This is a genomic window from Lichenibacterium ramalinae, assembly GCF_004137085.1.
Classification (GTDB): domain Bacteria; phylum Pseudomonadota; class Alphaproteobacteria; order Rhizobiales; family Beijerinckiaceae; genus Lichenihabitans; species Lichenihabitans ramalinae.
Genome location: NZ_QYBC01000018.1, coordinates 47,418 through 73,542, shown reverse-complemented (window position 1 = coordinate 73,542; position 26,125 = coordinate 47,418). Strand labels below are relative to the sequence as shown.

The following is a 26,125-nucleotide window of genomic DNA, read 5'->3' as shown; positions in this document are numbered from 1 at the left end:
GCCTCACTCCTTCGGGCGGAGGGCCTTCACGTCGGCGTCGGGCGGCAGCACCGCGGCGCCGTCGACGTAGCGGAAGTTCTCCATCACGCCGGCCCCGTCCCGGCGCGCCGTCGTGCCCACGAAGGCGCCGAGCGTCGACTGGTGGTCGATGGCGCGGAAGCTCGCCGGGCCGAAGGGCGTGTCGAAGCCGAGCCCCTCGGCGGCCGCCACGATCGTCTCGGGGTCGGTCGAATCCGCCTTGCGTAGGATGCCGGCCACGGCCTGGATCAGCGCGTAGCCCACCACCGAGCCGAGCCGGGGATGGTCGTGGTAGCGGTCCTGGTAGGCCTTGAGGAAGGCGTCGTGGGCGGGTGTGTGGATCGCCTGCCAGGGGTAGCCGGTGACGATCCAGCCCTCGGGCGCCTCGTCCTTGAGAGGGTCGAGGTATTCGGGCTCGCCCGTCAGGAAGCTCACGACGCTGCGGCCCTTGAACAGGCCGCGCGTGTCGCCTTCGCGCACCAGCTTCACGAGGTCGGGGCCGAACTCGACGTTGAGGATGGCGTCGGGCTTGGCGGCGGCGATGGCCTGGGCCACCGGGCCGGCGTCGATCTTGCCCTGCGTCGGCCATTGCTCGGCGACCCAGGTCACGTCCGGCCGCCGCGCCGACAGGAGCTTCTTGAACACCGCCACGGCGGACTGGCCGTATTCGTAGTTGGGCGCGATCGACGCCCAGGTCTTGGCCGGCAGCTTCGCGGCCTCCTCGGCCAGCATGGCGGCCTGCATGTAGTTCGAGGGCCGCAGGCGGAACGTGTAGCGGTTGCCGGCCGACCAGACGAGCGCGTCCGTCAGCGGCTCGCCCGCGACGTAGACGATCCTGTGCTGCTTGGCGAAGTCGCCGAGCGCGAGGCCGACGTTGGAGAAGAAGCCGCCGGCCAGCAGCACGACACCCTCGCGCGAGACGAGTTCGTTGGCGGCCGTGAGGGCCTCGCCGGGCTTGCCGGCATCGTCCCTCGACACCACCACCAGCGTCTTGCCGCCGATGCCGCCGTGGGCGTTGATCTCGTCGACGGCGAGCTGCCAGCCCTTGCGGTAGGGCTCGGTGAAGGACGGCAGGGCCGAGTAGGAGTTGATCTCGCCGACCTTGATGTCGGCCGCCAGCGCGGCGCCGGCCGTGCCCAGCCAGCCGAGGCCGACCGCCAGGGCGCCGAGGCCCGCCGCCGATGCCCGTCGTGAAACGCGTGCCCGTCCCGTCATCGCAGCCCGTCCTCGCCCTTGATCCCGTCGATCGTCAGCCCGCCGACCCGCGGATGCGGGCGGCCGCCGCTCGTCACCGCCACCACCACCATGATCTCGCCGGCGCGCGGGGCGTCGTTGACCCGCACCTCCATCCCATCGAAATGGCTGCGCACGAAGGCCGCGTCCTTGTGGCCGAGCGGGATGTCGAGCGGCGCCCCGGGGCCGCCGCGCTTCTTCGAGGAGGGGATCAGCGCGGCCCCGCCGCCGAGCGCCCGGCGGACCGGCGCGCCCATGCGGGGATGCAGCAGGGCGGCGGCATGTTCGAGTTCGCCGTCCTCGCCCACGAGCGCGGCCTTGCCGTAGCTTTGCACGGCGTCGCCCGGCAGGCCGAGCGCCGCCACCGCCCGGCGGACCAGGAGGTCGCCGAGCTCCTCCCCGGCGGCGACGAGCGCCTCGAGGTCCTCGGAGTAGCGGCCCGCGAAGGGGTTGGCGATGACCGCCACGGCGGCGGCACGGCGCACCGGCGGATCGACGGGCCGGCCCATCTCGACCAGGGTCTCGTCGACCAGGGTCACGATCTTGCGGATGGCGGCGCTCATCGCAGCCCGTCCCGGCCCTGGATGTCGGCGGCGGCGAGGCCGCCGGCGCGGTCGTGCACGCGCGGCCCGGTGGTCATCACCAGCACGAGCGCCATCTCGTCGGCCCGCGGCCCGTCCGGCACGCCGACCTCCAGGGCGTCGAAGTGGCTCCGCACGTAGGAGGCGTTGATGTGGGTGACGGGCACGTCGAGCCGCGTGCCGGGGCCGCCGACCTTCTTGGTGGAGGGCACGATGGCCTTGGCGTCGCCCAGCACCGCCCGCATGGCGTAGCCGCCGGGCGCGTGCCACAGGGCACCGTGCTCGATCTCGCCGGCCTGGCCCACGATGGCGCCCTTGCCGTAGCCCTGCACCAGGGCGGGATCGCCGCCGAGCGCGTCGACCAGCGCCCGCGCCATGGCGGCGCCGAGCGGCTTCAGGTCCTCCATGAAGGGCGCGATCTCGGCCACGTAGCGCCCCGCGAAGGGGTTGGCGATGACGGTGACGATGGCGCCGCGCTTCAGCGGCACGGCGGCGGGCGGGCCGCCCTCGTGGAACACCTCCTCGACCGTGATGATCCTCTTGCGGACCGCGACCTCAGGCATGGTGGGCGACCTCCGGGCGGATGGCGGGCAGCGGGGGAGCGAAGATGCCGGGGCGGCCGGCCGTGTCGACCATACCCTGCAATTGCAGCGCCGCACCCACAATGAGGCCGCGCGCCACGAGTTCGTCGGCCCGCGCGACGCCGGCGGCGAGCGCGGCCGCGACCTCCGCCGGCGCGAGCGGCCCGACATCGCGCGTGACGAGGCGCGGGCCGAGGTCGCTGTCGGGGTTGAGGCTGTCGGCCGGGGCGCGCCGCACGGCCGGGTGGCCCGGCAGGTCGACGGCATTGGCCACCACCGTCGCGGCGGCGTCGGCCTCCGCGCCCGTGCGGGCCAGCACCGTGACGCTGTCGGCGATGCCGCGCGAGAAGGAGCGCCCGCGCCAGCCGCTGGTGGCGATGCCGCCGATGCCGTCGCGGTGGTGGACCGCCGTGCGGCCGAACAGGCTCGGCCGGTCGGGCCGGTCGACGAGGCCGATCGAAAGGCTCGCGCCGGGCCCGCAATGGAGCGCGATGTCGCCGCCGTTGTTGACGAAGGCGCGGTCGAGCGGGGCGGCCCGCAGCATGGCGTCCAGCACGGCATCGGCCACCGCGCCCGCCACGGCCGCCATGGGGGTGATGAAGGTTTCGGCCGCGAAGGGCGCGACGGCGCCCGCCATGCGGCGCGCCACCGGGCCGGCCGGATGGGCGGCGCCGGGCGGCGCCCGCAGCGCCGCGATCTCGGCACAAAGCCCGTCGAGCAGCCCGTCGAGGGCGGCGATGGCCGCCGCACCGGCCGCCGCCACGGCCGCCGGTGCGCCGTCGGCCCGGATCACGAGGTCGATCGGCCCGTCCTGGAGGTGCAGGCGGCGCCCGTCCGGCAGCATGCGGGCCCGGAGCCGGCTCACGGGCGCGCGACCGGCGACAGCGGCCAGGGGTCGCCGGCGCGGTGCGGCACCTGGCGGCGGTGAACGCCGGGCCCGCGGAAGTCCGACAGCGGCCGGACCTCGTCCATGTGGCCGCCGAGCGCCGCATAGTCGGCGAGCCGCAGCGTGAACTCGATCGGCGCCACGAGGGCCGGCGTCGGCACCGAGCCGAAGCCGCCCGCCGGTACGCGCGACACGTCCACCATGAAGGTGATGCCGCCGCCCGGCCACACATAGGTCGGCGCCCCCCCGCAGGTCACGACCGTGAGGGCGTCCTTGACCGAGCGGGTGAGGCGCACGGGGTTCTCGGTGACGCCGGCCCGCAGCGACCCGCCGGCCCCGCCCATGAACAGCACGGTGGCGAGGGCCGGCTCGCAGTTCTCGCGGATCAGCGCCACGGAGGCGGCGAGCGCCGCCGGCATGTCGCGCTCGACCGGGCGCAGCGCCTCGTCGAGGGCGTAGAAGCCGGCATGTTCGCCCGTGGTCGACACCATCAGCAGGGTTTGGCCGGGCCGGGCCGCCCGGGCGTCGAAGCCGCCGAGGATCTGCAGCGGGTCGGCGATGTCGGTCCCGCCCCAGCCGGTGCCGGGCTGGGCGACCTGGAAATAGCGCCCGGGCGTCGAACGCCGCCCCTTGAGCCTGATGCCGGTCGGCGCGATGCCCAGGAGCACGCCGGCCTGATGCTCGGACAGGACGCCGGTGATGTGGTCGTCCACCACCACCACCTCGTCGACGAGCCCGTGCCACTGCTTGGCAAACATGCCGATCGTCGCCGAGCCGCAGCCGACGCGCATGCGCTCCTCCAGCGCGCCGTCGACCCGCGGCGGCCGGCCGGACTGGACCTCGACGGTGGCGCCGCCGTCGATGGCGAGGGTGACGGCTTCGCCGTTGCACAGCGCCAGCAGGGCCTCGCAGGTGGTGCGGCCTTCCCGCTTCGAGCCGCCCGTGAGGTGGTGCACGCCGCCGAGCGACAGCATCTGCGAGCCGTATTCCCCCGTCGTGACGTGGCCCACCGGCTCGCCGTCGACGCGGGCCAGCGCCCGCTCGGGGCCGAGGTGGCGGTCGGTGTCGACCTTCACCTTGACGCCGCAGTAGGAGAAGATCCCCTCCGTCACCACCGTGACCATGTCGACGCCCTCGACCTCGGAGGCGACGATGAAGGGGGCGGGCTTGTAGTCGGGATAGGTGGTGCCGGCGCCGATGGCGGTGACGAAGGCCTGGGGCTGGCCCACCACCGTGCCGTCCCAGTCGAGCGCCCCGGCGCCGAAGGGCACGAGGCGGCCCCCGTCCTCCAGCGTCCGTTCCAGCACGACATGCGGGTCCACCCGCACGAGCAGGCCGGCCGCGTTGGCGTAGCGGTCGCAGGCGCCGCGCTGGCCGGGCCGGATGTAGCACATCACCGGGCAGGCGTCGCAGCGGATCTTGTCCGCGGCCGGGCCGGCGCTGTCTGGCACAAGGGACATCACCGGCTCCTCGGTGAGCGGCGCAATCGTTCGTATGCGAACAAGCTGCGCCCCGGCTGCCACGGCTGTCAAGTCGTTTGCGCGCCCTCGACTTGCCTGTCCATCGCCAAGGCAGTCCGACGATGGATTGTGCAGCGCGATGATTGTCGAGGCGCTGCACTGCACAGTATCGCGCCGCGTCACATTGGGGCTTCTGCCGCGACGCCGCGCGTGCTTTGATGTTGGTGTACGAACGATCGGCGGCGGCGACACCGGCATGGCTCCCACCAGCACGGCACCCGAAAGCGGCACCATCACCCTCGAGGTGAACGGGACCGCCGTCGCGTTCGCCCGGCCCGGCACGGTGGCGCTGCTCGACCTGCTGCGCAACGACCTCGGCCTCAACGGCGCCAAATACGGCTGCGGCCTCGGCCAATGCGGCGCCTGCACGGTGCTGGTCGACGGCGTCCCGGCCCGGGCCTGCATCCTGCCGCTCGCGGTGGCGCGCGGCCGCCGCGTGACGACGCTCGAAGGGCTCGCCTCGGCGCCGGGCCTCCACCCCGTGCAGCAGGCCTTCGTCGACGCGCAGGCGGCGCAATGCGGCTATTGCCTGAACGGCATGATCCTGACGACAGTGGCGCTGCTGGCGCGCAACCCTTCGCCCGGCGAGGCCGAGATCCGCCGCGAACTCTCCGGCAACCTGTGCCGCTGCGGCACCCACGTGGAGATCCTGAAGGCGGTGCGGCGCGCGGCCGAGCTGATGGGGTCGTCCGGCGACGCGGGCGCCGACGCGGGGCGTCGCCCGTGAGCGGTCCCGCCGACCCGCGCCCGCCCGCCGGCGTGCTCCGCGTCTTTCGCGGCGACCATCCGGCCGGCCCGCTGCACGAGGAGCCCGAGGCCGCCTCGCCGGACCCCGCCGGGCACGGGGCCGAGCTCTTCCTGTCGGTGGACGCGGAGGGCCGCGTCACCGCCTACAACGGCCACGTCGACCTCGGCACCGGCATCGGCACCGCCCTGGCCCAGATCGTCGCCGAGGAGCTCGACGTCGCCCTGGACGCCGTGACGGTCGTGCTGGGCCACACCGGCCGGACGCCGAACCAGGGCGCCACCATCGCGAGCGAGACCGTCCAGGTCACGGCCGTGCCGCTGCGCCGCGCCGCCGCCCAGGCGCGCCGCCACCTCGTGGCCCTGGCGGCGGCCGCCCTCGACGTGCCGGTCGCCGACCTCGCCGTCGAGGACGGGATCGTGCGGCGTCCGGGCGCCAATGCCGCCGTGGGCTATGGCGAACTGCTGCGCGGCCGGCGCATCCACCTGCGGCTCGACGAGGCGGGCGCGGTCAAACCCGCCGCCGAGCACCGGCTGGTCGGCCGATCGGTGCCGCGCCGCGACATCCCCGCCAAGGCGACCGGCGCCTTCACCTACGTGCACGACGTGCGGGTGGAGGGCATGCTGCACGGCCGGGTCGTGCGCCCGCCCTATGCCGGGCTCGACCACGGGCCCTTCGTCGGCCGCAGCCTCGTCGCGGTCGACGAAAGCTCGGTGGCGGATGTGCCGGGGGTGGTCGCCGTCGTGGTGCTGGGCGACTTCGTCGGCGTCGTGGCGGAGCGCGAGGAGCAGGCGGGGCGCGCCGCCGAAGCGCTCGTGACGCGCTGGCGCGGCTTCGCGCCGGGACGCGATCCCGGGGCGGGCGAGGCCGCGCTGCGCGACAACCCGTCGACGCCCCGCGTGCTGCTCGACCGCGGCGACGTCGCGGGCGGGCTCGCCGGGGCGGCGACGCCGATGCGCCGCACCTACACCTGGCCCTACCAGCTCCACGGCTCCATCGGCCCCTCCTGCTCGGTGGCCGACGTGCGGCCCGACGGCATCACGCTCTGGTCCGGCACCCAGAACCCGCTGATGCTGCGCGCCGACATCGCCCGGCTGACGGGCGTGGCCGAGGACAGGATCGCAATCGTCCGGCACGAGGCGGCCGGCTGCTACGGCCGCAACTGCGCCGACGACGTCGGGGCGGATGCCGTGCTGCTGTCGCGGGCCGTCGGCCGGCCGGTGCGGGTGCAGCTGACGCGCGAACAGGAACACCTGTGGGAGCCCAAGGGCACCGCCCAGGTGATGGACGTGGCGGGCGGCCTCACGGCGGAGGGCGCTCCCGCCGCCTACGATTTCGAGACGCGCTACCCGTCCAACGGCGCCCCGACCCTGGCGCTGCTGCTGACCGGCATCGCCGAGCCGGTGCCGCAGGTCTTCGAGATGGGGGACCGCACCGCCGTGCCGCCCTACGATTATGCCGATGCCCGCGTCACCGTGCACGACATGCCGCCGATCGCCCGGGCTTCGTGGATCCGCGGCGTGTCGGCGCTGCCGAATTCCTTCGCGCACGAGAGCTTCATCGACGAACTCGCCACGGCGGCGGGCGTCGACCCCGTCGAATATCGGCTGCGCCACCTCAGCGACGCGCGCGCCGTCGACCTCGTGCGCGCCGTCGCCGACCGTGCCGGCTGGCAGCCCCACGCGGTTCCCCAAACCCTGCCGGCGGATGGGGACTGGCTGCGCGGGCGCGGCTTCGCCTATGCGGTCTACGTGCACGGCAAGTTCCCCGGCACGGCCGCCGCCTGGTCGGCCTGGGTGGCCGACGTGGCGGTGAACCGCGCCAGCGGCGAGGTCGCGGTCGAGCGGATCGTGGTGGGCCAGGACTCGGGGCTGATGATCAACCCCGCCGGGGTCGAACACCAGATCCACGGCAACGTGGTGCAGTCGACGAGCCGCGTGCTGCACGAGGCCGTACCCTTCGAGGGCGGCCTGCCGGCGGCGCGGGACTGGGGCGCCTACCCGATCCTCACCTTCGCGCAGCTGCCCGCCATCGACGTCGTCACGATGGACCGGCCCGAGGAGCCGCCGCTCGGGGTGGGCGAATCGGCCTCCGTGCCGAGCGCCGCCGCCATCGCCAACGCCATCTTCGATGCCACCGGCGTGCGCTTCCGCGAGCCGCCCTTCACGGCCGAGCGGGTCCGCGCCGCCCTGAACCCGCTGCCGGGGCCGGAAGCGGCGGGGCCGGCGGCGGCGAAACCGACGGCGCGACGGCGCTGGCGTCCCCGCCTCGCCCCGGCGCTGCTGGCGGCCGGCGCCGCGACGCTGGGCGCGCTGGCGGCCGCCTGCCTGCCGCTGCGCTCCGCCATCCCGGCCGTGCCCCGGCCCGATCCCGCCGCCTTCTCGGCCGCGACGATCGCGCGCGGGCGCCTCGCCGCCGCCCTCGGCGGTTGCGCGGTCTGCCACGCCGGGCCGTCGGGGACGGGGCTGGCGGGCGGACGGGCCATCCACACGCCGTTCGGCACGGTCTTCGCCTCCAACATCTCGCCCGACGCCGAGGCCGGCATCGGCGCCTGGTCCTACCCGGCCTTCGCCCGCGCCATGCAGGAGGGCGTGAGCCGCGACGGCCGCAACCTCTACCCCGCCCACCCCTACACGAGCTTCGCCAGGGCGCCCGAGGCCGAGATCCAGGCGCTCTACGCCTTCCTGATGGCCGAGCCGGCCGAAGCGCAGGTTCCACCCCCGACCCGGCTCGCCGCGCCCTTCGGCGAGCGCCGGATGATGCGGCTGTGGAACTGGCTCTTCCTGCGCGGCGGCCCGCCCGCGCCGGACCCGGCCCGCAGCGCCGCGTGGAACCGCGGCCGGGACCTCGTCGAAGGGCTCGGCCATTGCTCGGCCTGCCATTCGCCGCGCAACGCGCTCGGCGCCGAGCGCGGCGGCGCGCTCCACCTCGCGGGCGGCACCGTCGACGGCTGGGACGCGCCGGCCCTGGCCGGCCTCGCCGCCGCGCCCGTGCCCTGGACCGCCGACGCCCTCCACGCCTACCTGTCGACCGGCCACGATCCCGCCCACGGCGTCGCGGCCGGCCCGATGGCGGCTGTGGTGCGGAGCCTCGCGGCCCTGCCCGACGCCGACCGCCGTGCCATGGCGGAGTACCTCGCGGCGCTGCAGGCGCCGGCCGCGGTCGCCCCCGAAAGCCGCGCCGCCGCCCTCCTGGCCGCCGCGGCCGCCGAGCCGCAGGGCGCCCCGGCGCTCGGCCGGCAGATCTACCGCGGCGCCTGCGCGGCCTGCCACGAGGCCGACGGGCCGACCCTGTTCGGCGTGCGGCCGGCCCTGGCGCTCAACACGAGCCTGCATGCCGCCCGGCCCGACAACCTGGTGCGGGTGGTGCTGGAAGGCCTGATGGACCCGGCGCATCCCGACCTCGGCACCATGCCGGCCTTCGGCCGCGTCTATTCCGACGGGCAGGTCGCGGCGCTGCTGCGCTACCTCCGCACCCGCTTCGCGCCCGACGCTCCCGCCTGGACCGACCTCGACGCCGCCGTGGCACGGGTGCGCGCCGCCTTGGACGCGCCGCGCGACCCCGCCATCGTGGAATTCCCCTCAGACTAAGGACCGCATCATGGCCCACGACGCACCCGCCGCCGCCGCCTCCGGCAAGGTGGTGATCCGCAACATCGGCCTCCTGCTCAGCGGCGACATCGCCCGTCCGATCCTCGATGCCGACACGGTGGTGGTGATGGACGGGCGCATCGCCGCCGTCGGCCGCGCCAAGGACGTCGACGCCGAGGGCGCCCGCACCGTGATCGACGCCCACGGCTGCGGGCTGGTGCCGGGGCTCGTCGACAGCCACGTCCACCCCGTGGCGGGCGATTGGACGCCGCGCCAGAGCCAGCTCAACTGGATCGACTCGACGCTGCACGGCGGCGTCACCACCATGATCTCGGCCGGCGAGGTCCACACCCCCGGCCGGCCGCGCGACGTCGTGGGCCTGAAGGCCATGGCGATCGCGGCGCAGCGCATGTTCACGGCCTTCCGGCCGGGCGGCATGAAGATCCACGCCGGCGCGCCCGTGATCGAGCCCGACATGGTGGAGCAGGACTTCAAGGACCTCGCCGAGGCGGGCGTCACGCTGCTCGGCGAGGTGGGGCTCGGCGGCGTCAAGGACGGGCCGACGGCGCGGCGCATGGTGGGATGGGCGCGCCGGTACGGCATTCAGTCGACCATCCACACCGGCGGCCCCTCCATCCCGGGCTCGGGCCTCATCGACGCCGCCGTGGTGCTGGAAGCCGACACGGACGTCGTCGGCCACGTCAACGGCGGCCACACCGCCCTGCCCGACCGCGAGATCCGCTGCATCTGCGAGGGCTGCCGGCGCGGCCTCGAGATCGTCCACAACGGCAACGAGCGCGCCGCCCTCTACACGCTGCGGACGGCGCGCGAGATGGGCCAGCTCGAGCGCGTGATCCTCGGCACCGACGGGCCGGCCGGCTCGGGCGTGCAGCCGCTCGGCATCCTGCGGATGATCGCCATGCTGTCGTCGCTCGGCGAGGTGCCGGCCGAGGTGGCGTTCTGCTTCGGCACCGGCAACACGGCGCGGATGCGGGCGCTGGACTGCGGCCTGGTGGAGGTCGGCCGCGCCGCCGACTTCACCTTCCTCGACCGGCCGCAGCACGGCGCCGGCCGCACGCTGCTCGAGGCGGTCGAACTCGGCGACCTGCCGGGCATCGGCATGGTGATGATCGACGGGCTCGTCCGCACCGGACGCAGCCGGAACACCCCGCCGGCCGTGGCGGTGCCCGAGGTGGTCGCCGGCTGACGGCTCCGGGCGTCAGCACAGCCTGGCGAGCAGCCCCGCCAGGGCGACGCGCTCCGCGCCGTCGAGCGGCGCCAGCGTGTCCTCGGTGATGCGGATGGCGCGGGGCAGGAGCCGCAGCACCAGGGCCTCGCCGCCCTGCGTCAGGGCGACGAGGTGCCGCCGGCGGTCGACCGGGTCGGGGCGAGTGGCGGTCAGGCCGCGGGCCGTCAGCCTGTCGATCACGCCCTTCACGGTCGCGGCGTCCATGGCGATCATGCGCCCCAGCAGGTTCTGGCTCAGCGGCCCGCGCTCGTGCAGCTTGGCGAGGGCGGCCCATTGCGTCGACGTGATCTCGCTGTCCATGCCGGCCGCGAAGATGCCGGCATGGCGCTGGACGACCTGGCGCAGCACGAAGCCGATCTGCTCGTCGAGCCGGTAGTCCACCGTGGAGCCGTCCCCCGCACTGTCCCGCTTCATCTGGCCTCGATCTCACGCCGCCCGTCCGCCCGGGGCGGCGCCGCGACCCGACGGGGTCCTGCAACCCGATAAGGGTCCCGCACCCCGCAAAAGGCAAGCCCCGCCGCCACCGGACGGCCGGGACTGCAACCGCCGCGTCCCATGGCCGACCGACCGAGCACAAGCCGGTCCCGTCACGGCGCGGACTGCCTTGAAAATGACCTGTTGCTTAACGGCCGGGCAGCCGCTGCTTCATACGGAACCATCCGGTGCCCTCGATGATTTTGCCGATACGTCACCACGGGAGACTTACAATGCGCGCGCTGCTACCGTCCTTGATCGTTCTGACGCTTGCCGCCGGCCCGGCGCTGGCGCAGAACGCCACCCCGGCCTCGCCGGGCAGCGGCACGATGACGAACTCCTCCAACGGAGCCGTGAACGGGTCCGGCAATGCCGGCTCGAATGTCAATGCGTCCGGCACCGTGAACGTCCTCGCCATGACGGCCCTCGAGAAGGGTGCCAACAGCTTCACCGAAGGCCAGGCCAAGTCCCGCATCTCCAGCGCGGGCTTCACCGACGTGTCGGACCTCAAGAAGGACGACCAGGGCATCTGGCGCGGAACCGCCACCCGCGGCGGCAAGCAGGAGCAGATCGGCTTCGACTACAAGGGCAACATCGGCGCGCAGTGAGCGCCGCATCGCATCCGTCGACATTGGAGGACTGATCATGGCCACGAGAACCGCGACCGCACTCTACCATAGCTACGCTAGCGCCGCCGATGCCGTCGGCAAGCTCGAAGCTGCGGGCATCCCGCACGACAACATCTCCATCGTCTCCAACGACGAGGCCAACACCGGCCAATACAGCGACCATCCGGGCACCGGCGCCGGCGCCTCGTTCGGCACGGTCCTGGGCGGCGGCGCCGGGTTGCTGGCAGGCCTCGGCATGCTGGCGATCCCGGGCCTCGGCCCCGTGGTGGCGGCGGGCTGGCTGGCCTCGACCCTGGTCGGCGCCGGCGTCGGCGCTGCGGCCGGCGGCCTCGTGGGCGCCTTGACCGATGCCGGCATCGACCACGGCGACGCCGACGCCTATGCCGAGGGCGTACGCCGCGGCGGCACGCTGGTGACGGTGCGGGCCGACGAGGCCCAGATCGACCGCGCCACCCAGATCCTCGACGTCGACGGCGCCGTGGACCTCGACGAGCGCCGCACCGCCTGGGGCCAGGACGGCTGGACCGCCGGGCCGCAGACGACGTTCGCCAGGGCGCCCGAGGATCGCACCGCCGGCGAGCGGATCGCCGACGGCGCGACCCGCGCCAAGGACGCCGTGGAGCGGGCCGGCGCCCGTGTCGCCGACGCCGTTACGCCGGACAGCCGCCCCGCCGGCACGGGGTTCGGCGGAACCCCGACCCGCGCCGAGCCGGGCGTGACCGGCACCGGCCTCGGGACCGGCACCGGCCTCGACTCCGGCACGCTCGGCAGCCGGGACAACGCCGGCCGTCGCGTTCGCCTGTACTGATCCCGCCGCGGTCGGACGCCGGACGCGTCCGACCCCATGCATCGCCCGCCACCGGTCGCCCGGTGGCGGGCGATGTCGTTTCGGAGCGGGCGTTTCCGGGCCGCCGTCCCCGACGCGCATGTGTGCTGACGCGCCCCGGCCACAGCCCGACGCTGGCTGGCACAGGCCCTCGATTCGAGCTGGAATCCGTCATTGCCGGCGTCCATAGTCCGGCCGCGCCACGAAGTGCGGCGGAGTTCCGGTGAACAACATGCGTGAGAAAGCCAAGGCGGGTCGATGGCTCGCCCCCTGGTTGCTGGCCTTCGGGGGCCCGGCCTTCGCCGCCGACACGTCCGTCTACAGCATCGTCGACCCGACGCCCGATGCCGCGCTGCGCAGCTTCTCGCCGGACCGGCCGCTGAACAGCCTGTCGCCCTTCACCCTCGACCCCGGCCGCATCCAAGTCGAGAGCGACCTCGCCAACGTCCTGCAGTCCCGCGACCACGGCGCCACCACGACCACCTGGCAGGCCGCCGATCCCGAGATCCGCGTCGGCCTCACGCCGTCCTTCGAGTTCGACCTCTTCACGGCGGGCGTGATGGCGGACAGGACCGTGGCGGACGGCACCGGACACGTCCAGGAGCGGGACGTCGGCACCGGGGCCGTGACGCTCCAGGGCCGCTACAACCTCTTCGGCAACGACGGCGGCCGGGCGGCCTTCGCCCTGGCGCCGTTCGTCGCCCTGCCGAGCGGCGACCCGCATTTCGGCAACCAGCGGGTGATCGGCGGCGTGGTGGCGCCCTTCTCGCTCAAGCTGCCGAACGACTTCACGCTCGAGCTGCAGAGCCAGGTCCAGGCCATGCGGGCCGGCACCGGGCCGGCCTTCGCCAGCGTGACGAACATCGTCAACCTGTCCCACCCCGTGCCCGGCGTCGACGGGCTGACGGCGAGCCTCGAGGTGACGTCGGTCGTCAACGGCGACCGCAAGACGCCCGACACCGCCACCATCGAGACCGCCATCGCCTATCTGGTGACGCCCGACACGCAGATCGACCTCGGCGGCTTCGTCGGCCTCAACCGCGCCGCGCCGGACCTGCAGGTCGCCGCGGGCGTGGCGCACCGGTTCTGACGGCGCGGCGGCGCGGCCGGCCGGGTACGCCGGCCGTCTACGGGGTCATCGGCAGGGCGCAGTCCCGGCCGAGCGCCCGCCGCAGCCCGGCGCCGGCCTCCGCCGCCGCGCCGTCCTGATCCGGAAGGCGCCCCGGCCCGTCGCGGCAGCCCAGGAGGCGGGCGAGGTCTCGCGCCTCCATGGGGCGGCCGAAGTGATAGCCCTGCACCTCGTCGCAGCCGTGCAGCGTCAGGAAGGCGACCTGCTCCTCGGTCTCGACCCCCTCGGCGATGATGCGCAGCCCGAGGCTGCGGCCGAGCGAGATGACCGCGCAGGCGATGGCCCGGTCGTTCTCGTCGGAGGCGAGGTCGCGCACGAAGGACTGGTCGATCTTCAGCCGGCCCACCGGAAAGCGCTTGAGGGCGCTGAGGTTGGAATAACCGGTGCCGAAGTCGTCGATCGACAGCTGGGCGCCGAGGGCCTTCAGCTCGCGCATCGTCGCGACGGCGCGGCCGACATCGCGCATCAGCATGCTTTCGGTGACTTCGAGGTCGAGGAAGCGGGCGTCGAGGCCCGTCGCGGCGAGGACGCGGCCGACGGTCTGCGCCCAGTCCCGTTCCATGAACTGGCGCGCCGACACGTTCACCGACACCGTGATGGCCTCGCCCCCGGCCTGCTGCCACGCCCGGTTCTGGCGGCAGGCGGTTTCCAGGACCCAGTCGCCGATCCGCCCGATGAGGCCCGAAGCCTCGGCGATGGGGACGAAGGTGGAGGGCGGGATGAGGCCGAGCCCCGGATGGTTCCAGCGCAGCAGGGCCTCGGCGGCGAAGATGCGTCCGGTGCGGACCTCCACCTGCGGCTGGTAGACGAGGTGCATCTCGCCGCGATCGATGGCGCCGTGCATGAGGTCGTTCAGCATGGCGCGGTGGCGCTTCTCCGCGTTCATGCCGATGTCGTAGAGCTTGCGGTTGTTCCGCCCCGCCTCCTTGGCGACGTACATGGCGTCGTCGGCGTTGGTCAGCAGGGTTTCGGGGTCGGCGCCGTCCCGCGGGAAGCGCGCGATCCCCATGCTGCAGGTGATGCGCACGTCCCGCCCCGCGATGGCGACGGGCCGGCAGATCGCCTCGTTGAGGCAGGCGATCCGCTCGAGCGCCGGGGGGCCGCCGGGCCGGTGCGGCAGGATGGCGACGAACTCGTCGCCGCCGAGCCGGATGACGCTGTCCTGCGGCTCCAGCGCCTCGACCATGCGGGCCGCCGTGACGCGCAGCACCTCGTCGCCGCCGCTGTGGCCGAGCCCGTCGTTGATGACCTTGAAGTCGTCGAGGTCGATGAAGGCCACGGCGACCTCGCCGGCGTCGGGCCGCGCCGCCGCGATGGCGGCCATCAGCCGCCCCTCGAGGAGGGTGCGGTTGGGAAGGCGGGTCAGGTCGTCGTGGTGGGCGACGAAGCGGATCCTGTCCTCCGAGGCCTGGCGCTGGATCGCGATGCCGGCGATGCGCGTCGTCACATCGATGAAGTGGGTCTCGGCCGCGCTCGGCAGGCGCACCCGATCGGAATAGGTGGCGAAGGTGCCGAGCACGCTCCCGTCATGGGACAGGATGGGGGTCGACCAGCAGGAGCGCAGCCCGTGCGCCGCCGCGAGGTCCCGGAAACCCGCCCAGAGCGGGTCCGTGGCGATGTCCGCCACGAGGACGGTTTCGCGCCGGAACGCCGCCGTTCCGCAGGACCCCACGCCCGGCCCCACCGGCAGGCCGTCGAGCGCGGCGGTATAGTCGGGCGAGAGCCGCGGGGCCGCGCCCGCCCGCAGCACCCCGGACTCCCGGTCCATCAGCAGGATCGAGCCGCGGATGCCCTCGAGCTGGCGTTCGGTGAACAGCACCAGCCGCTCCAGCACCGCCGGCAGGGGCTCGTTCTTGGCCACCATCTCGAGGATGGCGCCCTGCTCGAAGCGGTAGCGCTCCGCCAGCTTGCGCTCGGTGATGTCGCGCCCGATGCCGATCAGGCCGACGACCGTCCTGTCGCGGCCGCGCAGCGCCAGCTTGGTGGTCAGGTACCAGCGCCACGCGCCCCGGCTGTCGGGAAAGGACTCCTCGAGATCCGTCACGGCATCGCCCCGCGCCATGATCTGCTGCTCGATGGCGAAGAAGCCGCGCGCGACCGGCTCGGGATGCAGGTCGAAATCCGACTTGCCGACGATCCCGCCCTGGTCGGCGAAGCCATAGGCGTGGCAGAGCGCGCGGTTGGCCAGGAGGAAGCGGCTGTTCTGGTCCTTGATGAACAGGATGTCGGGGATCTGGTCGAGCAGCGCCCGCGCCAGCACCAGCTCGTCCATGCCGACGGCCCGGCGGTCCGCCATCGCCTCGCCCAGGGTCTGCGCAATCTCGACGACGTTCGTGTCCATGGGCGCTACGTCGGGCCTGTTCGGCAGGAGGACCGGCAACACCGCGACAGGCGAGCCGGCATAGACCGACGATCAGCCCATCCCCTTAGAGAAACATTACACCGACTGCAGAGTCTTGCCAGTCATCGCCAATATTTCGGGGAATTTTGACGCGAAAAGTCTTCGGAACGACGATCTTGCACAGCGTTCAAGAGCGCCTCGAGGCTACAGTGCCGCGGTTTTACTGCGACGGGCCGGCAGACGAGGGTCCGGCCCGGGGCCCGTCAAACCGGGGCGACCGGCCCGGCCTGGCGGTCGTCGAGGCGGCGCACTTCGGCGGCGACCTCGCGCAGGCTCGCCTCGCCTTTCCGCAGCACCCCGTCGGCCTCGGCCAGCCGCGAGCGCTCCGTCGGCGACATGTCGCGGGCCGAGAGCACGATGACGGGGAGGTCCGCGCAGCCCGGCGTTTCGCGCAGCCGGTGCAGAAAAGTGAAGCCGTCCATCACCGGCATGGTGAGGTCGAGCAGGATGACGTGCGGCGGCGTGTGCAGGACGTGGCGGAGCGCTTCGGCGCCGTCACCCGCCTCCTGCACGCTCCAGCCGCTCGCCTCGAGCACGCTCCGCAGGCGGCCGCGCGCATCCGCGTCGTCGTCGACGATCAGGACGTCGCCGCCGTCCCGGAACTGGTCCATGACGGTTCGCAGCTTGACCCAGTCGACCGGCTTCGGCACGGCGTCGACGGCGCCGAGCGCCGCGCTCAGCCCGGCCTCGGCGACAAAACTCACCATGACGACGGGGATCAGGGCCGTGGCGGGGTCCTCCTTCAGCGCCTGCAAGACCGACCAGCCGTCGATCTCGGGCAGCATGACGTCGAGCAGGATCACATGCGGCTTCAGCGCGCGGGCGAGGTCGAGGCCGCTGCGCCCGTCCGCCGCCGTGCGGACCGCGAAACCCTGGCGCTGCAGGAAGCGGGACAGGAGCTCGCGCTGGGACGCCTCGTCGTCGACGACGAGGACGAGGCGGAGGTCGGCCGCCGCGACGCCCGGCGGTCGCAGCGTCGGGTCGGCCAGCGCTCCGTCCTCGCCGTCGCCGGACGCATCCGCGTTCGCGTCCTCGCTCGCGTCCTGGACCGTCTCCTGCAGCACCGCCGGCACGCGCAGCGTGAAGGTCGTGCCCTGGCCGGGGATGCTGTCGACCGCGATGTCGCCGCCGAGCAGCTGGCTGAAGGCGCGGCTCAGCGCCAGCCCGAGCCCCGTCCCGCCGAAGCGGCGGGTGGTGCTGTCGTCCGCCTGGGCGAAGCGCTGGAACAGGCGCGCGATCTGCTCCGGCGCCATGCCGATCCCGGTGTCCTCGACGGCGAACGACACCCAATCGACCCCGCCCGAGGCTTCGCGCCGGACCCGCACCGTGATGGTGCCGTTCTCGGTGAACTTGGCGGCGTTGCTGAGCAGGTTGAACAGGCACTGGCGCAGCTTGACCACGTCGGAATGCATCGGGCCGAGCCCGTCGCCGAGGTCCAGCACCAGCCGGTTGCCCTTGCGGCGCACCAGCGAATCCACGGTGGCGGCGGCGTCTCGCGCGAAGTCCGCCACGTCGAAGTCCTCGCCGTAGCTTTCCATCTTGGCCGCCTCGATCTTGCTGAGGTCGAGCACGTCGTTGATGAGGCTGAGCAGGTGCCGGGCGTTGGACTTCACCTTGCCGAGGTCGGCCAGCATGCCGGCCTCGCCCATGTCCTCGGCCTGTTCCTCCAGCATCTCGCTGTAGCCGATGACGGCCGAGAGCGGCGTGCGCAGCTCGTGGCTCATGTTGGCCAGGAAGGCGCTCTTGGCGCGGTTGGCCCCCTCGGCCGCCTCCTTGGCGGCTTCCGCGTCCCGGCGCGCCACCTCGGCCTCGGCCTTGGCGGCCAGCAGCGACGCCCGGCTCTCGACGAGGGTGCGGTTGGCCTCGTCGAGGCGTCGCAGCGTCGCCTCGTTCTCGATGATGGCGCGCCGCAGCGAGGCCGACACCGTCACCATGATGAAGCCCACCACCACGTATTGCAGCAGCGCCACGGCCTGGCCCATGGTGAAGACCGATGCCGTCGCGCCGATGGCGCCGTTCGACCGCGCGAAGAAGCCGGCGGCGAACAGCGTGGACAGGGCCGTGCCGAGGAAGCCCGGCCCGGGGCCGACCGCCACGGCGACGAAGAGGATCACCGGCATGTAGAGCAGGAAGGGCGCGACATCGAGCGGCGCCACCAGCCGGACCAGCGTCGCCAGCGCGACGAGCAGGATCGGCAGGCCATAGCGGGCCGGCGGCGACAGGTCCTGCCGGGACAGCAGTCTCAGGAACTTGTGCAAGCGGCTCGCTCCCCCGACCGGCGTCGGCGCGACGCGGAGTCAGTCGCCAGAGCTTCGTGCACCGGCTGCGGCGGAAGGTCCATGGTTCCGCTGCAGATTTGGGGTAGACGGGACGTGATTGACGCCGAACCCGAGCGCGCCATCGCCGCGCCGGGACCTTTCTGGCCCCGGCGAGGGAACCGCGGGGGCCGTCGACGCTTCCGTCCTAGACCCGGTGGAGCCTCGCGCTCCGCCGGACCGGGATCGTGGCGTGGAGCCACAGGGAGTGTGCTTTGAACCAGTCAAGCCGGCCCGTGTTCCACGGCGGGGGAGAGATGGGCGACCGCATGCGCGCCTTCGACTGGAGCGGCAGTGCACTCGGGCCCCCGTCGGGCTGGTCGCCGGCCCTCAAGGCGCTGGTCGACGTCACGCTGGCGGCCAAGCAGCCCATGTATGTCGCCTGGGGTCCCGACCTCACCATGCTGTACAACGACAGCTATCGCGTGTTGCTCGGCTTCAAGCATCCCGCCGCCCTGGGCGCCCCCTTCCTCGACGTGTGGGCCGAGGTGCGGCAGGACCTCGCCCCGCTGGTCGACCAGGTCTTCGCCGGCGAGCCCGTCCACATGGACGACATCACCCTGATGGTCGACCGGGACGGGGCGATGTGCGAGGCGCATTTCGCCTTCTCCTACACGCCCGTGCGCGACGCCGACGGGCAGGTGGCCGGCCTCCTGTGCCCCTGCTCCGAAACGACCGCCCAGGTGCTGGCCGAGCGGCGGCAGGCCTTCCGGCTCGACCTCGAGGAGCAGCTGCGCGACCTGTCCGACCCCCACGAGATCGTCGGGACGGCGGTCCGCGCCCTCGGGCGGCACCTCGGCGCCAACCGCGTCGGCTACGGCGAGATGCAGCCCGACGGCCGGACCGTGCTGTTGGTATCGGGCTACGAGGAGGGCGTCGCGCCCAACAGCGGCGCGGTGCGGATCGACGCCTTCGGGGCGGACGCGGCCGACCGGCAGCGACGGGGCGAGACCAGCCTCAGCGCGGATGTCGCGGCCGAGCCGCTCTACGACGCGGCGGCCTGGGCCGGCATCGAGACGCGCGCCTACGTTTCGGTGCCGCTGGTGCGGCAGGGCCGGCTGACCGCCATGCTCTACGTCAACCAGCGCCACCCCCGGGACTGGATCGAGGGCGACGTCGCGCTCATCGAGGGGGTGGCGGCGCGCGTCTTCGACGCCGTGGAACGCGCCCAGGCCCAGGCGGCGGTGCGCGACAGCGAGGCGCAGTTCAGCATGCTGGCCCAGGCCCTGCCCAACCAGGTGTGGACCTTCCGTCCGGACGGCACGCTCGATTGGTGCAACGAGCGCAGCTACGCCTATGCGGGGCTGGCGCCGGGCGCGCTCGACGGCGAGCTCTGGGCCGGCCTCGTGCATCCCGACGACCGGCCCGAGGCCGTCGCCCGCTGGGAAGCCGCCCGGGCCGCCGGCACGGTCTACGAGGCGGAGTTCCGCCTGCGCCGCGCCGACGGAAGCCACCGCTGGCACATCGCCCGTGCGGTGCCGCTCCGCGACAAGGAGGGCGCCATCCTGCAGTGGGTCTGCGCCAACACCGACATCGACGACCAGAAGCGGGCCGAGTTCGACGTGCTGGCGGCCAAGGACGCCGCCGAGGAGGCGAACCTCGCCAAATCCACCTTCATCGCCAACATGAGCCACGAGTTGCGCACGCCGCTGTCGGCCATCATCGGCTACAGCGAGATGATGCTGGAGGAGATGGAGGACGGGGGCGACGCCGGCACCCTCGTGCCCGACATGCGCAAGGTGGAGGGCAACGCCCGCCACCTGCTCGGCCTCATCAACGACGTGCTCGACCTCAGCAAGGTCGAGAGCGGCAAGATGGAGGTCTATGCGGAAACCTTCGACATCGCGGCGGCGGTGGGCGAGGTCGCCGAAACCGTCGGGACCCTCGTCGGCAAGAAGAACAACCGGCTGGCGCTGGCCCTGGCGCCCGACCTCGGCTCCATGACGTCCGACCTGACCAAGGTGCGCCAGATCCTGCTAAACCTGCTCGGCAACGCCGCCAAGTTCACCGAGAACGGCGTCGTCACGCTGTCGGTCGCCCGCGAGGAGGGTGCCGGCCGCGTCGTCTTCCAGGTCTCCGACACCGGCATCGGCATGACGCCCGACCAGCGCGAAAAGCTGTTCCAGCGCTTCCAACAGGCCGACGAATCCACCACCCGCCGGTTCGGCGGCACGGGCCTCGGCCTGTCGCTGACCCGGGCCTTCGCCGACATGCTGGGCGGCGACGTCTCGGTCGAGAGCACGGAAGGCCAGGGCAGCACCTTCTCGGTGCGGCTTCCGGACAGCTATGTGGCGGCGACCGAGGACGGGCCGGAGGTCGAGGCCGAGGGCGCCCCGGGCGAGGGCGACCGCGACCTCATCCTGGTGATCGACGACGACGCCGACCAGCGCGACCTCCTCACCCGGTTCCTCACCCGCGAGGGCTTCGGCGTCCAGGTGGCGGGCGACGGCCGCAAGGGCCTCGCCCTCGCCCGCTCGCTCCACCCCCGCGCCATCCTGCTCGACGTCATGATGCCGGGCGTCGACGGGTGGTCGGTGCTGAGCGAGCTCAAGGCCGACCCGGACCTCGCCGCCGTGCCGGTCGTCATGGTGACGTCCGTCGACCAGCGCAACCTCGCCGCCTCGCTCGGGGCCGCCGACTACATGATCAAGCCCGTCCGCTGGGACCGGTTCAGCCAGGTGATGGACCGGTTCCGGACCCCGGAAGGCGGCATCCTGCTGGTCGAGGACAACGAGGCGGCGCGCACCAACATCCGCACCATGCTGGCGGCGGACGGCTGGGACGTGCGGGAAGCCGAGAACGGCCGCGACGCGCTGCTGCGCGTCGCCGAGCAGCGGCCCGAGGTCGTGCTGCTCGACCTCAACATGCCGGTGATGGACGGCTTCGACTTCCTGAAGGAGCTGCGCACCCTGCCGGGCTGCGGCGACATCCCGGTCGTGGTGCTGACGGCGCGGGACCTGACGCGCGAAGACCGGCGCCTGCTGCGCGGCGCCGACCAGATCCTCAACAAGGGCGACCTCAGCCTGCGGTCCGTGGTGGACCGCCTGCAGGGGCTCGCCAAATCCTGACGGCGGCGAGCCCTGGACGGGGCCGCCGTGCCGCGGCCCGGCGGGTCAGGCGGCGGGACCGGGCGACGCCAGCGCAGCCCGCACCGCCGCCACATCGGCGGCGGCGCCGCGGGCCAGGATGCGGACGTCGTTCGGCAGCGTCACGAGGTCGAAGCCCCAGCCGATCGCCCGGGCGGCATAGGCGGGGCTGCCGCAATGGAGCGCCGCCCGGATGCCGGCCCGCTTGGCGGCGCCCAGGATCGTCCGGATCGCATCCAGCATCTCGGGCTCTTCCCGGTCGAAACCGGTGCGGAAGCGCCGGCCCGTGAGGGCGAGGGTCAGGTCCGCCGGCCCGATGTAGAGACCGTCGAGCCCCGGCGTCGCCGCGATGGCGTCGACCTCGCCGAAGCCCCGGGCCGTCTCGATCATGGCGAAGCAGATCACCCGCGCGTCGGCCGTCTCGCCGTAGCCGGCGCCTTCGACGATTGCGGCCCGGGTCGGCCCGAAGCTGCGGGTGCCGGCCGGCGGGTAGCGGACGTAGGACACGAGTTCCGCCGCCTGAGCGGCCGTCTCGACCATGGGGCAGACGACGCCCACCGCGCCCATGTCGAGCGCCCTCATGATCGGCGCGGGCGCCAGCCAGGGCACCCGCACCAGCGGCGCGGCGCCGCTCGCCCGCAGCGCCTGGATCATGGCGAGCGCGTCGCCGTCGTCGATCATGCCGTGCTGCAGATCGATCGTGACCGAGTCGTAGCCGCCCCTCGCCACGATCTCGGCCGCGAAGGCGTCGCCGATCGACAGCCATCCGTTGAGGGCGGCCCGTCCCTCCGTCCAGAGGGCCTTCAGGCTTTGCGGTTCCATGGCGGGTTCCGTGTCGGGCGGGGTCAAATGTGGCGTATCAGCGGCCGTGGCGGGCGCGCCAGTCGGCGAAGGCCGCGAGGTTGCTCTCGTCGGTCGGCGGGTAGAGGCCGACCGTCCGGGCGCCGGCGCGCACCCGCTCCATGACGAAATCCTCGTAGGCCGTCATCTCGACGGCCTCGTCGGCGATGGCATCGGCGATGCCGGCCGGCACCACGATGACGCCATCGGCGTCCCCCACCATGACGTCGCCGGGAAAGACCGGCGCGTCGCCGCAGCCGATCGGCACCTGCAGGTCGACGGCCTGGTGCAGGGTGAGGTTGGTGGGGGCCGAGGCGCGGGCGTGGAACGACGGCATGGCGAGCGCGGCGATCTCGGCCGTGTCGCGGAAGCCGCCGTCGGTCACGACGCCGGCCACGCCCCGCACCGTCAGCCGCGTCATCAGGATGCCGCCGGCCGAGGCGGCGCGCGGGTCCTTGCGGCTGTCCATCACCAGCACGGCGCCGGGCGGGCATTCCTCGACGGCGCGCCGCTGCGGATGGGACGGGTCGCGGAACACCGTCATGGGGTTCAGGTCCTCGCGGGCCGGCATGTAGCGCAGCGTATAGGCCGGCCCCACCATGGAGCCGTCCCGCGGGAGGCTCAGCGGGCGCACGTCCTGAACCATCTGCTTGAACAGGCCGCGCTTGAACAGCGCCGAGGCGAGCGTGGCGGTGCTGACGCCCTTCAGCTTGGAGCGGGTGTCGGGGTTCATGGTGAGATCCATGGCGGGCTCCTCAGAAGATCGCCGGCTCGGGCACCGGCGCGCCGAATTCGGTGCGCAGGAAATCGAAGTCGCAGCCCTGGTCGGCCTGCTGGATGTGCCGGGAGAAGGCCCAGCCGTAGCCTCGCTCGTAGCGCGGGGCCGGCGGCACCCAGGCGGCGCGGCGCTCCGCCAGTTCGGCGTCCGACACCTCCATGCGGATCGAGCGGGCATCGACGTCGAGCGTGACGATGTCGCCGGTGCGCAGCAGCGCCAGCGGCCCGCCGACGTAGCTTTCCGGCGCCACGTGCAGCACGCAGGCGCCGTAGCTGGTGCCCGACATGCGGGCGTCCGACAGGCGCAGCATGTCGCGGTGGCCCTGCTTCAGCAGCTTCTTCGGCATGGGCAGCATGCCCCATTCCGGCATGCCGGGCCCGCCCTGCGGCCCGGCGTTGCGCAGCACCAGGACGCTGTCGGCCGTGACGTCGAGATCCTCGTCGTCGATGGCCTTCTTGAGGCTCGGGTAGTCGTCGAAGACGAGGGCGGGACCCGAATGCTTGAGGAAGCGCTGGTCCATGGCGGCCGGCTTGATGACGCAGCCGTCGGGCGCGAGGTTGCCGTGCAGCACCGCGAGCGACCCCTCGCCGTAGATGGGCTTCGACAGCGGGCGGATCACGTCGGCGTCGTAGACCTTGGCGCCCGCGATGTTCTCGCCCAGCGTGCGCCCCGTGACGGTGAGGCAGTCGAGGTCGAGATGCTGGCGGATCTCGTTCATCAGCGCCCGGATGCCGCCGGCGTAGAAGAAGTCCTCCATGAGGTACTTGTCGCCCGACGGCCGCACGTTGCCGATGACGGGCACGCGGCGGCTGTGGTGTTCGAAATCGGCGAGGCCCACGTCGTGGCCGGCGCGGCGCGCCATGGCGATGAGGTGGATGATGGCGTTGGACGAGCAGCCCATCGCCATGGCGACCGCGATGGCGTTGCCGAAGGCCGCGCGCGTCTGGATGCGCCTCGGCGTCAGGTCCTCCCACACCATGTCGACGATGCGCCGCCCGCTTTCGGACGCGAGGCGGATGTGCCCCGCATCGGCGGCCGGGATCGAGGAGCCGCCCGGCAGCACCATGCCGACAGCTTCGGCGATGGCCGTCATGGTGGAAGCCGTGCCCATGGTCATGCAGGTGCCGTAGGAGCGCGCGATGCCGCCCTCGACGCCGAGCCAGTCCTGGTCGGTGATCTTCCCGGCCCTGAGTTCGTCCCAGTATTTCCAGCTGTCCGAGCCCGAGCCCAGCACCTTGCCCTGCCAGTTGCCGCGCAGCATGGGGCCGGCGGGCAGGAAGATCGCCGGCACGTCCATGGAGGTGGCGCCGAGCAGCAGCCCGGGCGTGGACTTGTCGCAGCCGCCCATCAGCACGGCGCCGTCGATCGGGTGCGAGCGCAGCAGCTCCTCGGCCTCCATGGCGAGCATGTTCCGGTACAGCATGGAGGTCGGCTTCAGGTAGCTTTCCGACATGGACAGCGCCGGCAGCTCAACCGGGAAGCCCCCGGCCATGAGGATGCCGCGCTTCACGTCATCCACGCGCTGCTTGAAGTGCATGTGGCAGGGCTGCAGGTCGGACCAGGTGTTGAGGATGGCGATGACGGGCTTGCCGGACCATTCCTCGGGCGCGTAGCCCATCTGCATGGCGCGGGAACGGTGGCCGAAGGAGCGCAGGTCGGCCGGGCCGAACCAGCGGGCCGAGCGCAGCTCCGAGGGCTGCTTGCGGACCTGCAGCGGTTCCGCCGGGACGGCGCCGGGCTCGAGCTCCGGCGGGGCGAGCGGGGCGTCGGGCTTGCTGTCGGGCATGGGGGCCTCCCTCAATGGGCCGCCGGCTGCGGGCGGTGCAGCTCGAGGCGGTGGATGTCCTTGACGATCACGAGGTAGCTCACCGCCGCCGCGAGGGCGTTGAGCCCCACGAAGACGAGCGCGCCGTCGTAGGAGCCGGTGATGCCGATGATGTAGCCGATGACGATCGGCGTCGTGATCGACGAAACGTTGCCGCACATGTTGAACAGCCCGCCCGACAGGCCGGCGATCTCGCGCGGCGCCGTGTCGGACAGGACCGCCCAGCCGAGCGCCCCGATGCCCTTGCCGAAGAACGACACCGCCATGATGGCGACGACGAGCCACTGCGCCTCGACGTAGTTGCACAGGATCATGCACATCGACACCAGCATGCCGAGCACGAGCGGCAGCTTGCGGGCGAAGGTCAGCGAGTGCCCGCGCCGCAGCAGCGCATCCGACCAGGTGCCGCCCACGACGCCGCCGGCGAAGCCGCAGATCGCCGGGATGGCGGCCACGAAGCCGGCGTTGAGGATGCCCATGTGCCGCTGCTGGACCAGGTAGACGGGGAACCAGGTGATGAAGAAATACGTGATGGCGTTGATGCAGAACTGGCCGACGAAGATGCCCACCATCATGCGGTCGCGCAGCAGGGCCAACATGGCGTCGAAGTCCGCCCCGGAGGTGGACGCCCGGCGCCCGCGCGGGGGGGCGCCCGGCCCGTCGAGGTCCACCAGCGCGCCGCCCTCGCGCATGTAGTCGCGCTCGAGCGTCCCCAGGCGCGGGTGGTGGCCGGGGCTGTGGACGACCTTGAGCCAGACGGCACTGACCGCGATGCCGAGCACGCCCATAACGACGAAGACCGCCGGCCAGCCATAGGTGACGGTGATCCAGCCCATGATGGGGGCGAAGAGCGCGGTGGCGAAATACTGGGCGGCGTTGAACAGGGCCGAGGCCGTGCCGCGCTCGCCGGCCGGGAACCAGGCCGCCACGATGCGGCCGTTGGCGGGGAACGAGGGCGCCTCGGCGGCCCCGACGAGGAAGCGCAGCGCGAAGAGCGCGTAGACCGCCGTGACGGCGCTGAACACCCAGACGCCGCCCTGCAGCAGGGTGAAGAGCGACCATGTGAAGATGCTGGCGAAATAGACCCGCTTCGAGCCGAAGCGGTCGAGCAGCCAGCCGCCCGGGATCTGGGCGATGACGTAGGACCAGCCGAAGGCCGAGAAGACGTAGCCCATGCCGATGGGCGTCAGGCCGAGGTCCTTGGCCATGACGGGACCGGCGATGGACAGCGTCGCCCGGTCGGCGTAGTTGACGACCGTGACGACGCAAAGCATCGCCACGATCCCGAACCGAACCCGGCCCATCGCCAGTTCGGCCATCCCCGTCGCCGTCGACATCCCGTCCCTCCCCAACAGCATGGTCGCCGGCGGCCTCTTGGCGGGCCGCGTCCGGCGGAATGGTCGCGTCATCGACGCCCTG

The 26,125-nt window shown here is 73.0% G+C and carries 19 protein-coding genes; 7 read left to right on the top strand and 12 right to left on the bottom strand.

The features are described from left to right. Positions 1-3: 3 nt before the first annotated feature. From D3272_RS19935 to D3272_RS19915, 5 genes are read right to left on the bottom strand one after another with little or no spacing between them, the layout of a single operon-like run. Positions 4-1,233: an ABC transporter substrate-binding protein gene (locus tag D3272_RS19935; RefSeq protein ID WP_129220969.1), complete on the bottom strand. Its 1,230-nt coding sequence runs from the start codon at positions 1,231-1,233 to the stop codon at positions 4-6. Then, complete coding sequence (locus tag D3272_RS19930) at positions 1,230-1,814, bottom strand: amino acid synthesis family protein (protein ID WP_129220968.1); 585 nt, start codon at positions 1,812-1,814, stop codon at positions 1,230-1,232. The genes D3272_RS19935 and D3272_RS19930 overlap by 4 nt, the downstream gene beginning before the upstream one ends. Beyond that, a complete protein-coding gene (locus tag D3272_RS19925) occupies positions 1,811-2,395 on the bottom strand; it encodes an amino acid synthesis family protein (RefSeq protein ID WP_129220967.1) in 585 nt (194 codons plus the stop codon). Before D3272_RS19925 ends, D3272_RS19930 begins: the two co-directional genes overlap by 4 nt. Continuing rightward, positions 2,388-3,278, bottom strand: coding sequence for an FAD:protein FMN transferase (locus tag D3272_RS19920; protein WP_165361431.1), 891 nt, complete (start codon positions 3,276-3,278; stop codon positions 2,388-2,390). Before D3272_RS19920 ends, D3272_RS19925 begins: the two co-directional genes overlap by 8 nt. After that, positions 3,275-4,759: a 6-hydroxynicotinate reductase gene (locus D3272_RS19915; protein WP_129220966.1), complete on the bottom strand. Its 1,485-nt coding sequence runs from the start codon at positions 4,757-4,759 to the stop codon at positions 3,275-3,277. The genes D3272_RS19920 and D3272_RS19915 overlap by 4 nt, the downstream gene beginning before the upstream one ends. A gap of 256 nt (positions 4,760-5,015) precedes the next feature. On the opposite strand from D3272_RS19915, the gene D3272_RS19910 reads away from it, so the two are divergent. Genes D3272_RS19910 through D3272_RS19900 form a run of 3 tightly spaced genes read left to right on the top strand, consistent with a single transcriptional unit; the run spans position 5,016 to position 10,361 of the window. Further along, entirely contained in the window at positions 5,016-5,546 is a 531-nt protein-coding gene (locus tag D3272_RS19910; protein ID WP_129220965.1) for a (2Fe-2S)-binding protein, read from the top strand. Next, the gene (locus tag D3272_RS19905) at positions 5,543-9,154 is read left to right on the top strand and encodes a molybdopterin cofactor-binding domain-containing protein (RefSeq protein ID WP_428978006.1); all 3,612 of its coding nucleotides are present in this window, start codon (positions 5,543-5,545) and stop codon (positions 9,152-9,154) included. Before D3272_RS19910 ends, D3272_RS19905 begins: the two co-directional genes overlap by 4 nt. Before the next feature lie 10 nt (positions 9,155-9,164). Beyond that, the gene (locus D3272_RS19900) at positions 9,165-10,361 is read left to right on the top strand and encodes an amidohydrolase family protein (RefSeq protein ID WP_129220964.1); all 1,197 of its coding nucleotides are present in this window, start codon (positions 9,165-9,167) and stop codon (positions 10,359-10,361) included. 12 nt (positions 10,362-10,373) lie between these two features. On the opposite strand, the gene D3272_RS19895 is transcribed toward D3272_RS19900, so the two are convergent. Then, complete coding sequence (locus D3272_RS19895; protein ID WP_129220963.1) at positions 10,374-10,817, bottom strand: MarR family winged helix-turn-helix transcriptional regulator; 444 nt, start codon at positions 10,815-10,817, stop codon at positions 10,374-10,376. Positions 10,818-11,110: 293 nt separating this feature from the next. On the opposite strand from D3272_RS19895, the gene D3272_RS19890 reads away from it, so the two are divergent. The 3 genes from D3272_RS19890 to D3272_RS19880 all read left to right on the top strand — a co-directional run bounded on the left by D3272_RS19890 (position 11,111) and on the right by D3272_RS19880 (position 13,422). Next, on the top strand, positions 11,111-11,485 hold the full coding sequence (locus D3272_RS19890; RefSeq protein ID WP_129220962.1) for a hypothetical protein: 375 nt from the start codon (positions 11,111-11,113) through the stop codon (positions 11,483-11,485). A gap of 37 nt (positions 11,486-11,522) precedes the next feature. After that, positions 11,523-12,314: a general stress protein gene (locus D3272_RS27720; protein WP_207210262.1), complete on the top strand. Its 792-nt coding sequence runs from the start codon at positions 11,523-11,525 to the stop codon at positions 12,312-12,314. 250 nt (positions 12,315-12,564) lie between these two features. After that, positions 12,565-13,422: a transporter gene (locus tag D3272_RS19880; RefSeq protein WP_129220961.1), complete on the top strand. Its 858-nt coding sequence runs from the start codon at positions 12,565-12,567 to the stop codon at positions 13,420-13,422. Between the two features lie 37 nt (positions 13,423-13,459). On the opposite strand, the gene D3272_RS19875 is transcribed toward D3272_RS19880, so the two are convergent. Then, on the bottom strand, positions 13,460-15,802 hold the full coding sequence (locus D3272_RS19875) for an EAL domain-containing protein (RefSeq protein ID WP_129220960.1): 2,343 nt from the start codon (positions 15,800-15,802) through the stop codon (positions 13,460-13,462). 263 nt (positions 15,803-16,065) lie between these two features. Then, on the bottom strand, positions 16,066-18,120 hold the full coding sequence (locus D3272_RS19870; protein ID WP_245496687.1) for a hybrid sensor histidine kinase/response regulator: 2,055 nt from the start codon (positions 18,118-18,120) through the stop codon (positions 16,066-16,068). A 272-nt stretch (positions 18,121-18,392) separates the two neighbouring features. Here D3272_RS19870 and D3272_RS19865 point away from each other — a divergent pair, with 272 nt between their 5' ends. Beyond that, positions 18,393-21,245: a response regulator gene (locus tag D3272_RS19865; protein ID WP_129220959.1), complete on the top strand. Its 2,853-nt coding sequence runs from the start codon at positions 18,393-18,395 to the stop codon at positions 21,243-21,245. Between the two features lie 45 nt (positions 21,246-21,290). Here D3272_RS19865 and D3272_RS19860 read toward each other — a convergent pair whose 3' ends face one another. From D3272_RS19860 to D3272_RS19845, 4 genes are read right to left on the bottom strand one after another with little or no spacing between them, the layout of a single operon-like run. Beyond that, positions 21,291-22,085: an HpcH/HpaI aldolase family protein gene (locus D3272_RS19860; RefSeq protein ID WP_129220958.1), complete on the bottom strand. Its 795-nt coding sequence runs from the start codon at positions 22,083-22,085 to the stop codon at positions 21,291-21,293. Between the two features lie 37 nt (positions 22,086-22,122). After that, positions 22,123-22,836 carry a ribonuclease activity regulator RraA gene (locus D3272_RS19855; protein ID WP_129221022.1) on the bottom strand — a complete coding sequence of 238 codons (714 nt, stop codon included), beginning with the start codon at positions 22,834-22,836 and terminating at the stop codon, positions 22,123-22,125. A 22-nt stretch (positions 22,837-22,858) separates the two neighbouring features. Further along, positions 22,859-24,667 (bottom strand): L-arabinonate dehydratase, encoded by a 1,809-nt coding sequence (gene araD / locus D3272_RS19850; RefSeq protein ID WP_207210261.1) that lies wholly within the window; start codon positions 24,665-24,667, stop codon positions 22,859-22,861. 11 nt (positions 24,668-24,678) lie between these two features. After that, positions 24,679-26,043, bottom strand: coding sequence for an MFS transporter (locus D3272_RS19845; protein WP_129220957.1), 1,365 nt, complete (start codon positions 26,041-26,043; stop codon positions 24,679-24,681). Positions 26,044-26,125: the final 82 nt, after the last annotated feature.

Bases quoted from the DNA above. Each gene is read 5' to 3' on its own strand.
- D3272_RS19890 (WP_129220962.1), top strand. From the start codon at position 11,111: ATGCGCGCGCTGCTACCGTCCTTGATCGTTCTGACGCTTGCCGCCGGC.
- D3272_RS19880 (WP_129220961.1), top strand. From the start codon at position 12,565: ATGCGTGAGAAAGCCAAGGCGGGTCGATGGCTCGCCCCCTGGTTGCTG.
- D3272_RS27720 (WP_207210262.1), top strand. From the start codon at position 11,523: ATGGCCACGAGAACCGCGACCGCACTCTACCATAGCTACGCTAGCGCC.
- D3272_RS19910 (WP_129220965.1), top strand. From the start codon at position 5,016: ATGGCTCCCACCAGCACGGCACCCGAAAGCGGCACCATCACCCTCGAG.
- D3272_RS19875 (WP_129220960.1), bottom strand. From the start codon at position 15,802: ATGGACACGAACGTCGTCGAGATTGCGCAGACCCTGGGCGAGGCGATG.
- D3272_RS19935 (WP_129220969.1), bottom strand. From the start codon at position 1,233: ATGACGGGACGGGCACGCGTTTCACGACGGGCATCGGCGGCGGGCCTC.
- D3272_RS19895 (WP_129220963.1), bottom strand. From the start codon at position 10,817: ATGAAGCGGGACAGTGCGGGGGACGGCTCCACGGTGGACTACCGGCTC.
- D3272_RS19845 (WP_129220957.1), bottom strand. From the start codon at position 26,043: ATGTCGACGGCGACGGGGATGGCCGAACTGGCGATGGGCCGGGTTCGG.
- D3272_RS19855 (WP_129221022.1), bottom strand. From the start codon at position 22,836: ATGAACCCCGACACCCGCTCCAAGCTGAAGGGCGTCAGCACCGCCACG.
- D3272_RS19930 (WP_129220968.1), bottom strand. From the start codon at position 1,814: ATGAGCGCCGCCATCCGCAAGATCGTGACCCTGGTCGACGAGACCCTG.
- D3272_RS19925 (WP_129220967.1), bottom strand. From the start codon at position 2,395: ATGCCTGAGGTCGCGGTCCGCAAGAGGATCATCACGGTCGAGGAGGTG.
- araD (WP_207210261.1), bottom strand. From the start codon at position 24,667: ATGCCCGACAGCAAGCCCGACGCCCCGCTCGCCCCGCCGGAGCTCGAG.
- D3272_RS19915 (WP_129220966.1), bottom strand. From the start codon at position 4,759: ATGTCCCTTGTGCCAGACAGCGCCGGCCCGGCCGCGGACAAGATCCGC.
- D3272_RS19860 (WP_129220958.1), bottom strand. From the start codon at position 22,085: ATGGAACCGCAAAGCCTGAAGGCCCTCTGGACGGAGGGACGGGCCGCC.
- D3272_RS19900 (WP_129220964.1), top strand. From the start codon at position 9,165: ATGGCCCACGACGCACCCGCCGCCGCCGCCTCCGGCAAGGTGGTGATC.